The sequence below is a fragment of the Halopseudomonas sp. T1L2 genome (assembly GCF_055397385.1).
On the sequence record NZ_AP040865.1, the window covers coordinates 1,011,776 to 1,024,381 of the forward strand.

Sequence of the window (12,606 nt, forward strand, 5' to 3'; positions counted from 1 at the left end):
CTTACAACCTTATCAAGCCGGTGAAGCCCATGAATGCCAGCGACATCAGGCCCGCGGTGATCATGCCGATGGCGGCACCGCGGAACGGCGTCGGGACGTCGGCAATGGCGATGCGCTCACGCAAACCGGCGAACAGGATCAGGATCAGCGAGAAGCCGATAGCCGCGCCCAGGCCGTAGGTAGCGGATTTCATGAAGGTCTGTTCGGCGCGGTTGGTGTTCAGCAGGGCGACGCCCAGTACCGCGCAGTTGGTGGTAATCAGCGGCAGGAAGATTCCCAGCACCCGGTACAGCAGCGGGCTGGTCTTGTGTACCACCATCTCGGTGAACTGCACGACTACGGCGATCACCAGGATAAACGAAATGGTACGCAGGAACTGCAGATCCAGTGGCACCAGAATGTACTGGAAGGTCAGATAACTGAGGATCGAGGCCAGCGTGAGCACGAAGGTGGTCGCGGCGGACATGCCGATCGCGGTTTCCAGCTTCCCGGAAACACCCATGAACGGACACAGCCCGAGGAACTGCACCAGAACGAAGTTATTGACCAGTATGGTACTGACCAGAATAAGGGCAAATTCAGCCATGTAACCCAACCCCATGTGTGGTCCGGCGTGGTGCAGCTCTTCTGGCTGCTCGGCCGGTCCCGGCTAATCGGGCGGCACAGCCGCCCGGCGATTGCTCTACCGCTTACTTGACCCGCTGGCCCGGCTTGGCGCCCTGATCCGGGCTGAGCAGGAAGATCTCTTCACCGCCCGGGCCTGCCGCCAGTACCATGCCTTCGGAAACGCCGAACTTCATCTTGCGCGGTGCCAGGTTGGCAACATAGAGGGTCAGGCGGCCTTCCAGCTTGCTCGGATCCGGGTAGGCGCTCTTGATGCCGGAGAATACGTTGCGTTTGGCATCGCCGATATCAAGGCTCAGGCGCAGTAGTTTGTCGGCACCTTCAACGAACTCGCACTTCTCGATCAACGCCACGCGCAGGTCGACGGCGGCAAAGGCGTCGAAGTTGATTTCCTCGGCCAGCGGCTCCTTGACCAGCTCGCCGTTACCCGCCGGGGCTGTGCTCTCGGCTGCGGCCAGATCTTCCCTGGAGGCATCGATCATGGCGTCGATCTTCGCCGGCTCGATACGGGCCAGCAGCGGCTTGAACGCGTTCAGCTGATGGTTGGTCAGCAGCGCCTTGTGATCGTCCCAGCGCAGTGGCGCAACATTGAGGAATGCCTCTGCGTCGGCCGCCAGCGTCGGCAACACCGGCTTGAGGAAGATCACCAGCTGGCGGAACAGGTTGATGCCCAGGGCGCAGATGGCCTGGACCTCGTCTTGTTTGCCTTCCTGCTTGTTCAATGCCCACGGTGCCTTGTCGGCAATCCAGGCGTTAGCCTTGTCGGCCAGCGCCATGATTTCGCGCATGGCGCGGGAGAAGTCACGCTTCTCGTAGGCGTCGGCGATGCTCGGTGCTGCGTCGACAAAGGCGCTGCTCAGCTCCGGAGCCGGGTTGGCCTCGACCATGACGCCGCCGTTGCCCTTGTGGATGAAGCCGGCGCAGCGGCTGGCGATGTTGACTACCTTGCCGACCAGGTCCGAGTTGACCTTCTGCACGAAGTCTTCCAGGTTCAGGTCGAGGTCTTCCACGCCACGGCCGAGTTTCGCCGCGTAGTAGTAGCGCAGATACTCGGGGTTCAGATGATCCAGATAGGTGCGCGCCTTGATAAAGGTGCCGCGCGACTTGGACATCTTCTGGCCGTTGACCGTCAGGTAGCCGTGTACGTTGACCGCAGTCGGCTTGCGGAAGCCTGCACCTTCCAGCATCGCCGGCCAGAACAGGGTGTGGAAGTTGACGATATCCTTGCCGATGAAGTGGTACAGCTCGGCGCTGGAGTCCGCATTCCAGAAACCATCGAAGCTCAGCTCGGGGCGGCGGCTGCAGAGGTTCTTGAAGCTGGCCATGTAACCGATTGGTGCGTCCAGCCAGACGTAGAAGTACTTGCCGGGCTCGCCTGGAATCTCGAAGCCGAAGTAGGGCGCGTCACGGCTGATGTCCCATTCCTGCAGGCCGCTGTCGAGCCATTCGGCGATCTTGTTGGCGACCGCGTCCTGCAGGGCACCGCTGCGGGTCCACTGCTTGAGCATGTCGGTGAAGTCCTGCAGGCGGAAGAAGAAATGCTTAGAGTCCTTCAGTACCGGGGTAGCGCCGGAAATGGCCGAGCGCGGGTCTTTCAGTTCGGTCGGCTCGTAGGTGGCGCCGCATTTTTCGCAGTTGTCGCCGTACTGATCCTCGGCCGCACACTTGGGACAGGTGCCCTTGATGAACCGGTCAGCCAGGAACATGCCCTTTTCCGGATCGTAGTACTGGGTCACCGAGCGGGTGCTGATGTGGCCAGCCTCTTTCAGGCGGGTGTAAATCAGCTCGGACAGCTCCCGATTCTCCTCCGAGTGGGTGGAGTAGAAGTTGTCGAAGTTGACCAGAAAGTCCGCGAAGTCGGCCGAGTGCTCGGCGTGGACGTTGGCGATCAGCTGTTCGGAGGTGATGCCTTCCTTCTCGGCGCGCAGCATGATGGCAGAGCCATGCGCGTCGTCAGCACAGACGTATACGGCCTGGTGACCGCGCAGCTTCTGGAAGCGAACCCAAATGTCGGTCTGAATGTACTCCAGCATGTGCCCAAGGTGGATTGAGCCGTTGGCATAGGGCAGGGCGCTGGTAACGAGGATCTGACGAGTCGCGGCGATATCGGACATGGGCGTTTGGGATACTTTGCGGTTGAACGTGAAAGGGCTGGGATGATAGCAGAAGGGGCGCAGTGAAGGGAGTCTCGACACGAACCCGGCAGCGCCTGTGCAGACTGCTGCGCCGTAATTTGCCGTTGCAACTGTATCTTGCCGAGACGATTGGCGCCGGCGTATAAGGTCGGCCTGCAAGGAGGCACCATGTCAAATACACCCGCTTCACCTTCTCCCGAGTATCCACGGGCTGGCCGCCGCGAGTGGCTCGGCCTTGCGGTACTTGTGCTTCCCACGTTGCTGCTGGCACTGGATATGACAGTGCTGCATCTGGCGGCTCCCCACCTGAGTGCCGATCTGGAGCCGTCCAGCTCCGAGCTGCTATGGATCCTCGATATTTACGGTTTCATGGTGGCAGGTTTCCTGATCACCATGGGAACACTGGGTGACCGGATCGGCCGGCGTCGCCTGTTGCTCATTGGCGCCACGGCGTTCGGGCTGGCCTCCCTGGCTGCAGCCTTTGCCCATAGTTCAATGATGCTGATCGCCACCCGTGCGCTGCTCGGTGTTGCCGGGGCGACGCTGATGCCATCAACCCTTGCCCTCATTCGCAACATGTTTCACGTCGAGCACGAACGCACCCTGGCGATAACCATCTGGATGACCGGCTTTATTGTCGGCAGTGCTATCGGCCCGCTGGTTGGGGGCGTCATGCTGGCGTTCTTCTGGTGGGGCTCGGTGTTTCTGCTGGCTGTACCGGTAATGGTGCTGTTGCTGCTGGTCGGTCCCTGGCTGTTGCCGGAGTTTCGTGACGAGCAGGCCGGGCGTCTGGATCTGACCAGCGCGTTGCTGTGCATCTGTGCGGTGTTGTTGTTGATTTTTGGCATCAAGGACAGCGCCCGTGATGGACTCAATCTGCTGGCCAGCAGCGCTCTGCTGGCCGGTTTGCTGGTTGGCACCCTGTTTGTTCGCCGTCAGCGTCGGCTTGCCGAGCCGATGTTCGACCTCGCGCTGTTTCGTCAACCCGCGTTCAGTGTGTCCGTCGCGGCAATGATGCTGTGCATTCTGGCGTTGTCCGGGGCCTGGCTGCTGATTTTCCAGTATCTGCAGGGGGCACTGGGCATGACGCCGCTGCAGGCAGGGCTGGTCATGCTGCCGTCGGCGCTGTTGCAGACCGCAGCATCCCTGCTGGTGCCGCGCATGGCCCGCTGGCTTGCTCCGCGGGTGCTGATCAGTGGTGGCTTGCTGGTTGCTGTTGCCGGGTTTGTTGCGTTGCTGCTGATCGGCCGCTATCCCGGGCCGGGACTGATGGTGCTGGCCACGGTGTTACTGGGCATCGGCATCATGCCGATGATGATTCTGGGGACCGATCTGGTGATCGGCTCGGCACCACCGGAGAAAACCGGCGCGGCTGCAGCAACCTCCGAAACCGCAACCGAGATGGGCATGGCGCTGGGTATCGCGGTGATCGGCAGCATTGGTGCGGCCGTATATCGTTACCGCATGCTGGAGTTGATGCCGCCTGGATTGAGCGACCACCAGCTTGAAGTCGCCAGCGATACGGTTGGCGGCGCGCTCGGGCTGGCCTCCCATTTGCCGGACGCGCTGGCCGCGGCGGTCATGTCTGCCGTGCAGGTCAGCTTCACCCAGGCACTGCAGACCAACGCATTGATAGGCGCCGTGGTAATGCTGGGCGCTGCGTGGTTGACGGGGCGTTATCTCGCGGCAGTAAGGCCCGGTCACTGAGCCTGTTGCGCAGGTAGCTGCGCAACAGGCCGGTGGAAATTGCCCAATTTCAGGATTGGAGCGCGGCCCTGATTCGAGAACCGTTGTGAGGTTTGCTTCATAAGGTAATGATATAAATCGATTTAAATTACCTGGCGTGACTTTTGTAGGTGTTCCTGAACCCGGCATCTCCGGGATCACTGACACACGCAAGGAGCACAGATGCCAACCCCAGCCTATCTCACCATTGAAGGCACCAAGCAGGGCCTGATCACCGCTGGCACGTTCACTGAAGATTCGGTCGGTAACATTTTTCAGGAAGGGCACGAAGATCAGGTGCTGGTGCAGGGCTTCAATCATCAGGTCATTATTCCGCGCGACCCGCAGTCGGGTCAGCCGACGGGGCAACGGGTGCACAAACCGCTGATGATTACCAAGGTGTTCGACAAGTCCTCACCGCTTATTTTCAGCGCCCTTACCTCGGGTGAACGGCTGTCTCGCTGCCGTCTAGAGTGGTATCGCACCTCGGCTACCGGCACCCAGGAGCACTATTTCACCATCGAACTGCAGGATGCAATCATCGTGGATGTGCAGTCGCACATGCCTAACTGCCAGGATCCGAGCAAAGCCCACTTCACTCACCTTGAGGATGTTTATTTCACCTATCGCAAGATTGTCTGGACCCATGAGGTGTCCGGTACGTCGGGGTCGGACGACTGGCGTAGCCCTCTCGCGGCGTGAATCCAGGCTGCCGCCTCTTCTGAAACGGGGGAGGCGGTATTGGCGAGACAAACTCCCATCTTGTCTGCCTTCTGTGACGCTGGCAGTATCCGTTGCAGGAAGAATGAACAATAAACCCGGGAGCCCCAATGAAATCTGCCTCAGCCTATCGCCTGTATGGTGCCTCGCATTCGCTGTATACCGGCAAGGCCCGTTGTTATCTGCGTAACCAGGGGCTGCCCTATATCGAGGTGCCAACCTGGCATCCCGACTTCGCAAACCGCATCCTGCCGCAAATAGGCAGAGGCATTATCCCGGTGCTGGAAACGCCTGATGGCGCGGTGATTCAGGACACCATTGATATCATCGATCATCTGGAGGCGCAGGGCGTGCCATGGCCGGCCTACCCGCAAACACCGCTGCAGCGCATTGTTGCGATTATCATCGAGTACTACGGTGGTCAGGCGATGCTCAAGCATGCGATGCACTATCGCTGGTCCTATCGGGCAGAGCAGGAGGCATTCCTGCGTTGTGCCTTTACGCTCGGTTCCGGGCCGAAAATGGCCGAGCAGATCATGGGGCGGATGAACTCATACCTGCCAAGACTGGGCGTCAACGCCGAAAGCATTCCGTTGATTGAAGCGTCGTTTCTGCAGCTGCTTGATCGCCTGGAGCAGCACTTTGCCGAATGGCCGTATCTGCTGGGCACACAACCGTCGATCGCCGATTACGGCCTGATCGGGCCTATGTTTGCGCACCTTGGCCGTGATCCGGTGCCGCTGGCCATCATGCAGCAGCGCGCTCCCAGAGTTCATCGCTGGGTCGAACGCATGACGGCGCCGGGGCTCGATGTCGTCGAGTATGCGCAAGCCGAACCGGGGTTTCCCGCCGGTGATGCATTACCGCCCACTCTGATCCCGGTGCTTGAACATATTGCCGAGGACATCTTCCCTGAGCTGACCGACAAACTGGCATACCTTGACGCCTGGGTTGCCGAACTGAAACCGGCCAGTGGCACGCCGGTGACGGAGAAGCCGCAGATCCGGCAAGTCGGCATGGTGCAAACCTGCTTTCGCGGGGCGCCGATAGAGGTCGGTGTAGAGCCATATCTGCTGTATGTACTGCAACGCGCGTCCGATACCTTGCGGGCACTGCCCTTAGCCGAACGCGGCGCTGTTCAGGCGCAGCTGGCGGAGCTGGGGCTGGCAGATGCGGTGAGTCTTGGTCGCACCTGGAGGGTAGGGCGGCGACGTAATATCGAGGTTTGGGAAGTGCCAGCGACAGTCTAGTGTGCTGTCGCCAGCCGATTGCGCACGCCGCGCAGTCGGCGCGGCTCGGGGTTTGCTTCGCGCCATTCCAGATAGGCGCTATCCAGCGCCTCGGCGATTTCCTCAGCCTGCGGATTGCGCTTTGAAATCACGTATACCAGTGGCCATTCATCCAGTTGATCACAGCGCGCACCATGCAGTGGATAGTCAGCCAGTGCTTCCTGCATTGGGTGGCCATAGCTGATCAGGTATTGAGCGCGGCCGCGCAGCAGAATTTCCATCGCTGCGGTGTGGTCCGGAGCAACAATCGGGTGGTAATGGTTTTCAGAGATCACCCGGTTGAGCTGCTCGCGATAGGTGTAACCGCGAATCAGCACCAGATCGTGGTTGGCAAGGTCCTGGTAGTGGCTGATCCGCGGCGTGCCCTGCAGTGCGAATGCGCAGAGTTTTACTCGCACCCCCAGAGAGCTGGATTCAACAGTGAAGTCCTGCAGGGCAGGCACCTGCGGTGAGCCGGGCCATAAGTCAATGTCGCCAGTGTCCAGGCTGCGGTAGATCCGATTGATCGGATAGGACTTCCAATCCACCCGATACCCGCTTGCCGCGGCCAACTCGTTGGTCAGCTCAATGATTGACCCCCGAGCATGCCCCTGTTCGTCGGTGTAGGCAATCGGCGGGAATTGGATGTAACCCGCTGTCAGTACCGGCAAGTCCTGGTCATTAGCAATGGCAGAGGTCGTAGGAGCGAGCAGCAGACTGGCAACAGCAATACGCATCCACAGACCGGGCGTTTTATGCATGTTCATTTTTATTGTCTTTTGTTGTCACAAACGCGCAGGTGTTGATGAAAGGTAACCAGTGAGGGCGCCACAGTCCAGTGATTAGCCCGAATGGGTTAGACGGCAGGCAGGGGGACATTGATAGCCCGGCAGTGTGAGCGCACCACCGGGCGTGCAGTCAGACAAGCGGCTTTACCGAGTCGAGGATAGAACTGAGGTACGGCTTGTTGGCGTCGATTTCAGCGCGACTCAGGCCGTTCATCTCGTAGGGGAACACCAGCCAGTCTTCGGTGGTGTGCAGGCAAAAGTCAGGTTGCAAGTCTGTTTTTGCGGCGCCGGCACGCTTATAAAGCGTTGCAATGCGGGTGTCGATTGGCATGTTGCGCTTGAGCTGGCCTTTCAGCTTGCCGATTACGGCTTGAACGCTGTGCCCGGTACCAAATGCATCATCAACGATCAGCAGGCGGTCTTCCCTGTTCAGGTTGTCGAGCAGATAGTGGGTGCCATGTACGCGGATTTCCGCTTCCGGTGCGGCGACCATCGCGTCGTAATGGTCCATGCCGCGGTAGGAGGTGCGCAGCGCAATGTGGTCGGTTTTTACCCCGAGCGTCTGCAGGCATTCCTGTACGTAGATGCCGACGGTGCTGCCACCGCGCCAGAGGCCAACGATGAAGTTGGGGCGAAAGCCGCTCTCAAATACCTGGACGCCCAGGCGAAAGGCGTCTTCGATGAGCTGGTTTTCATCAAGGAAACGGCGATTGCGCGGCCTTTGTTGCGTGGAATTGGATTGGTTCATGGCTTGCAAGGCGGCTCCCTCTGGTGTGATCATGTCGCGATTCTGGAGAAGCTTACGGTCTTATGGCTGAGAAACAATACCTTAGTGCACAAAGTCTGCTCGAAGACGCGTTCAGTCTGGCCGCGCAGATCCTCAATTCCGGCTTTCGTCCGACCTTCATGATAGCGGTCTGGCGAGGTGGCGTGCCTATGGGTATCGCTGTCCAGGAGTTCCTCGACTATCACGGCGTTCATACCGACAACATCGCGATTCGCACATCGTCCTATCATGGCATTGATCAGCAGAGCAAAGAGGTCCGGGTTCACGGCCTCAACTACCTGGTCAAGCATGTGACCCACGAGGATTCTTTGCTGATCGTTGATGACTTGTTTGATACCGGGCGCTCGCTCGAAGCGATAATCAACGAGCTGCGTAACAAGGCACGCTTGAACACGCCCAATGATATCCGTGTTGCTGTTCCGTACTACAAACCCAGCCGCAATGAGCTGGACTGGGAGCCGCATTACTATCTGCACAGCACTGACGCCTGGCTCAAGTACCCGCACTCGCTGGAAGGCTTGAGTGCTGAAGAGATCAAGACTAACCGTCCTGCCCTGTACGAAATTCTCCAGCCGCATCTGTCCTCGCTCTGAGGAACCTGTAACCAGCCGTCGCCGGCCCCATGGCGGCGCGGCTGATACATAGCCCAAAACATCTTCTTATTGCCTGTCTCCGGGTGCCGCGTAGCCCGGTGGCACGGTTTTGCCTGACCTTTTGCTCTATCTTGTATACATTGCGTATAACTTTTGGTAGCTTCTGTGTGTAGTGGCACTAGCACTCCCTGCCAAGACGCTCACCTAAAAATTCATCGTAGTGCTTTGTAATTGTTAATTTTTCCGCAATTTAATCGATTCCTGCCTATTTCTCATCCGCAGAGCCGTCTTGCATGTTTAACAGAAAACTTAAATATTTGTACAAGATTCAGAGCCGCGATCTGGCAGAGCAAAAAGCGCAAATCAGCGCATTGAAAACCCACATGGCTTGCCTTGAATGCACGCCGGATGGCCAGATTATTGATGCAAATACGGCAATGCTGACGTTACTGGGCTACTCCCGCGAACGTTTAATTGGTCAGTCACACGACCATTTGTGCGACGCCAAGGAGCGGTCTGACGGCGCGAGGCATGCGTTCTGGACTGCTCTGGCACAGGGCAGGTCCTGCGCCGGGACCTACCGTCGACTGGGTGTCCGAGGCCAGCCCCTCTGGCTCGAAGCCACCTATGTTCCGGTGCCGGATGCGAGCGGCACAATCAGCAAGATCGTTATTCTGGCAAGTGATGTGACGGCCGAACACGCAGCCCGACTGGAGCAGAGGGCGTTATTGACTGCGCTGGACAAGTCACTGGCGGTGATCGAATTTTCCCCAAATGGCGAGATCATCACCGCCAACCGCAACTTCCTGTCGGCAGTGGGTTATTCGCTGCAACAGATCATTGGAAAGCACCACCGGATGTTCTGCAATGAGGAGTTTATTCGTCAGCATCCGGAGTTCTGGGCGGAACTGGGGCGTGGCGAGTTCAAGTCGGGGCAGTTTGACCGGCTGGACAGTCAGGGTCGGACTATCTGGCTGGAAGCGACCTACAACCCCATTGTGGATGACCAGGGTAATGTCCTGAAGGTGGTCAAGTTTGCCACCGATATCACCGACAGGATCGAGCAGACTCAGGCCGTACGTCAGGCAGCAGAGGTTGCGAACAGTACCTCCGAGGAAACAGCCGCCATCGCGCAGCAGGGCATGGCATCGCTGCAGGCGGCGGTTGATACCTCGGCACGCATCGCCGCTCAGATGGCAGACGCCAGCGAGTTGATTGCGCACCTCAATGCGCAGTCCAAAAATATCGAAGAGATCGTGGCAACCATTTCGGCCATTGCCGACCAGACCAATCTCCTTGCGCTGAATGCCGCAATCGAGGCAGCTCGCGCTGGTGAGCAGGGGCGTGGTTTTGCGGTTGTGGCTGATGAAGTGCGTCAGCTGGCTGCGCGTACGAGCAAGTCCACTGCGGAAATTGCCGAGGTTGTTCAGCGTAATCGTGATCTGACTCGCAAGGTAACCGACACGATCGGCTCGGCAAGTATGACCGCAGAGGAAGGAAACGGGCGCATACAACAGGTCAGCTCAATCATGCAGGAAATCCGTCAGGGCGCCGAAAACGTCTGTCATACGACATCGGGCTTGTTAAACGCCCCTTAAGGATGGTCTGAAGTAGTTGTGTATTTCTGGCTGACTTCAGCCCCTGCCGATTTTAAAAGCGGCAAATCGATCAAAAACGCTCAGATCACCCGCTTATTTCTGTGTTTTTAGCCGCCGCGAGCACCTCGCGGCAGCCATTTTCCACATTACAGGCGCACCTCTCCTGCATTCGCCAGTAAATGTCGGCGCGCCATCCACAGGTTCGACAGAGCGAACAGTGTCACCAGTTGCGCCGTGTTTTTGGCCAAGCCGCGAAAGCGCACCTTGGTGTAACCGAACTGGCGCTTGATTACCCGGAACGGATGCTCGACCTTGGCGCGCACCTGAGCCTTGGCCTTTTCAATCTTGCGCTTGGCTTTGTACAGCACGCTGCGCTTATCGAGTTTTTTGTAGGTGCTGCGGCGTGCCGCCACCTGCCAGATAACTTCACGTCCTTCATGCTCGGGCCGCTTTTCGACACCGGTGTAGCCTGCATCTGTAGTGGTCTAATGAAACCGGACACCAACTAGGCGACAATACTCGCCATTGAGAGGTGTTCGATGACAAGAAAGCGACGTACTTTTACCCCTGAATTCAAACAGGAAGCAGCCAGCCTGGTGCTGGACCAAGGCTACAGCATTACTCAAGCCAGCCTATCGTTGGGTGTGGTTGAAAGTGTCCTGCGCAAATGGGTCAAACAGCTCACTGAGGAGCGGCAGGGTGTAACCCCTAAAGGCAAAGCCATGACGCCAGAGCAGCAGCGAATTCAGGAGTTGGAAGAGCGTTGCCGGCGGTTGGAGATGGAGAAGACCATCCTAAAAAAGGCTACCGCTCTCTTGATGTCGGACGACTGGAAACGTACACGCTGATTGACCAGTTGAGAGAGCAAGCCCCGGTTGACATGGTGTGCGCAGCCTTTGATATCAATCGTTCCTGTTATTACGAACACCGCCAGAAGGTCCAGCGTGTGGATGCTGAGCGTGTAGCCCTGAGGGCCCAGGTTAACGAGCTGTTCAACAAAAGCCGCAGCTCCGCAGGTAGCCGTACCATACAGGGTTTACTGAACGACCAGGGAGTCGGCATCGGTCGCTTCAAGGTGCGCCGGCTGATGAGCGAGCTGGGCTTGGTCTGCAAGCAGCCGGGGCCTCACGCGTACAAACGAGCAACAGTGGAGCGGCTGGATATCCCTAACCGACTGGATCGGGAGTTTGATGTGGCACAGCCTGATCAGGTTTGGTGTGGTGATATCACTTACATCTGGACGGGGCAGCGCTGGAGCTATCTGGCGGTAGTACTGGATCTGTATGCCCGTCGGGTGGTCGGCTGGGCTATGTCTGATACCGCCGATGCAGATCTGGTTGTTCAGGCTCTGGATCATGCCTGGGAACAGCGTGGGCGCCCCCACGGGGTTATGTTCCATTCGGATCAAGGGTCGCAGTATGCGAGTCGCAAGTTCCGGCAAAGGCTCTGGCGTTACCGCCTGGTACAGAGCATGAGCCGTCGTGGAAATTGCTGGGACAACGCCCCCATGGAGCGTCTGTTCCGCAGCCTGAAAACGGAATGGATACCGCCGATGGGCTACCACAGCCTGGCCGCTGCCCGGAAGGATATCAGCAGCTACCTGATGGGATATTACAATCAGGAGCGGCCCCATGCCTTCAATGGGGGGATCGCACCGGTAGTGGCAGAAGAAAAACTTAAAACAGTGTCCGGGATCAGTTGACCACTACAATCGGCGCAGACCACGTTTTCGTCGCCATGCAGCAATTTGTCCACCTGGGTGACATCCGCCACATTGGCCGCCGTGCCCACTACGCTGTGCACCAGACCCGATTCGTCATCGGCGCCGATGTGGGCCTTCATGCCAAAATAATACTGGTTTCCCTTCTTGGTCTGGTGCATTTCCGGGTCGCGCTTGCCGTCCTTGTTCTTGGTCGAACTGGGCGCATTGATCAGCGTTGCATCGACGATGGTGCCCTGGCGCAGCGACAGGCCGCGGTCGCCCAGATAGCCATTGATGACAGCGAGGATGCCGGCCGCCAGCTCGTGTTTCTCCAGCAAGCGGCGGAAGTTGAGAATGGTGGTTTCGTCGGGGATGCGCTCCAGGTTCAGCCCGGCAAACTGGCGCAGGATCGTGGTTTCGTACAGCGCTTCCTCCATCGCTGGATCGCTGTAGCCGAACCAGTTCTGCAGCAGATGCACACGCAGCATCGCCATCAACGGGTAGGCCGGACGGCCACCTTCACCCTTCGGATAATGTGGCTCGATCAAAGCAATCAAGCCCTTCCACGGCACCACCCGGTCCATCTCGATCAGGAACAACTCCTTGCGGGTTTGCTTGCGCTTGCCAGCGTACTCGGCGTCGGCGAAGGTCATCTGCTTCATCGGG

9 protein-coding genes and 4 pseudogenes are annotated in these 12,606 nt (G+C 58.5%); 7 read left to right on the top strand and 6 right to left on the bottom strand.

Annotated elements, in window-relative coordinates; all coding sequences use genetic code 11:
* Position 1 precedes the first annotated feature (1 nt).
* Together rsxA and metG are read right to left on the bottom strand one after the other, a co-directional pair.
* Positions 2-586 (bottom strand): electron transport complex subunit RsxA, encoded by a 585-nt coding sequence (rsxA, locus tag ACZ5WQ_RS04755; RefSeq protein ID WP_088274347.1) that lies wholly within the window; start codon positions 584-586, stop codon positions 2-4.
* 103 nt (positions 587-689) lie between these two features.
* A complete protein-coding gene (gene metG / locus ACZ5WQ_RS04760; protein ID WP_233049868.1) occupies positions 690-2,729 on the bottom strand; it encodes a methionine--tRNA ligase in 2,040 nt (679 codons plus the stop codon).
* A 198-nt stretch (positions 2,730-2,927) separates the two neighbouring features.
* Between metG and ACZ5WQ_RS04765 the strand changes: the two genes are divergently transcribed.
* From ACZ5WQ_RS04765 to ACZ5WQ_RS04775, 3 genes are all read left to right on the top strand, one after another.
* The gene (locus ACZ5WQ_RS04765) at positions 2,928-4,466 is read left to right on the top strand and encodes an MFS transporter (RefSeq protein WP_335600905.1); all 1,539 of its coding nucleotides are present in this window, start codon (positions 2,928-2,930) and stop codon (positions 4,464-4,466) included.
* A 201-nt stretch (positions 4,467-4,667) separates the two neighbouring features.
* The gene (locus tag ACZ5WQ_RS04770) at positions 4,668-5,186 is read left to right on the top strand and encodes an Hcp family type VI secretion system effector (protein ID WP_088274283.1); all 519 of its coding nucleotides are present in this window, start codon (positions 4,668-4,670) and stop codon (positions 5,184-5,186) included.
* A 128-nt stretch (positions 5,187-5,314) separates the two neighbouring features.
* Complete coding sequence (locus ACZ5WQ_RS04775) at positions 5,315-6,454, top strand: glutathione S-transferase family protein (RefSeq protein WP_464383261.1); 1,140 nt, start codon at positions 5,315-5,317, stop codon at positions 6,452-6,454.
* On the opposite strand, the gene ACZ5WQ_RS04780 is transcribed toward ACZ5WQ_RS04775, so the two are convergent.
* Positions 6,451-7,239, bottom strand: coding sequence for a substrate-binding periplasmic protein (locus ACZ5WQ_RS04780; protein ID WP_233049632.1), 789 nt, complete (start codon positions 7,237-7,239; stop codon positions 6,451-6,453). The two genes, ACZ5WQ_RS04775 and ACZ5WQ_RS04780, sit on opposite strands and share 4 nt — an antisense overlap.
* A 151-nt stretch (positions 7,240-7,390) precedes the next feature.
* A complete protein-coding gene (locus ACZ5WQ_RS04785; protein WP_228244974.1) occupies positions 7,391-8,008 on the bottom strand; it encodes a phosphoribosyltransferase in 618 nt (205 codons plus the stop codon).
* Between the two features lie 62 nt (positions 8,009-8,070).
* Here ACZ5WQ_RS04785 and ACZ5WQ_RS04790 point away from each other — a divergent pair, with 62 nt between their 5' ends.
* The 3 genes and pseudogenes from ACZ5WQ_RS04790 to ACZ5WQ_RS04800 form a co-directional block, all read left to right on the top strand.
* Entirely contained in the window at positions 8,071-8,640 is a 570-nt protein-coding gene (locus ACZ5WQ_RS04790; protein ID WP_464383262.1) for a phosphoribosyltransferase, read from the top strand.
* Positions 8,641-9,077: 437 nt separating this feature from the next.
* Positions 9,078-9,656, top strand: a pseudogene (locus ACZ5WQ_RS04795) (PAS domain-containing protein); the annotation flags it as partial.
* 228 nt (positions 9,657-9,884) lie between these two features.
* A pseudogene (locus ACZ5WQ_RS04800) lies at positions 9,885-10,238 on the top strand (methyl-accepting chemotaxis protein); the annotation flags it as partial.
* Positions 10,239-10,384: 146 nt separating this feature from the next.
* Here ACZ5WQ_RS04800 and ACZ5WQ_RS04805 read toward each other — a convergent pair.
* A pseudogene (locus ACZ5WQ_RS04805) lies at positions 10,385-10,714 on the bottom strand (transposase); the annotation flags it as partial.
* Between the two features lie 63 nt (positions 10,715-10,777).
* Here ACZ5WQ_RS04805 and ACZ5WQ_RS04810 point away from each other — a divergent pair.
* A protein-coding gene (locus tag ACZ5WQ_RS04810) for an IS3 family transposase (RefSeq protein WP_464383047.1) occupies positions 10,778-11,940 on the top strand; the annotation gives its coding sequence in 2 pieces (ribosomal slippage) (positions 10,778-11,033 and positions 11,033-11,940; 1,164 coding nt in all).
* Between the two features lie 8 nt (positions 11,941-11,948).
* On the opposite strand, the pseudogene ACZ5WQ_RS04815 reads toward ACZ5WQ_RS04810, so the two are convergent.
* A pseudogene (locus tag ACZ5WQ_RS04815) lies at positions 11,949-12,602 on the bottom strand (IS5-like element IS1384 family transposase); the annotation flags it as partial.
* Positions 12,603-12,606: the final 4 nt, after the last annotated feature.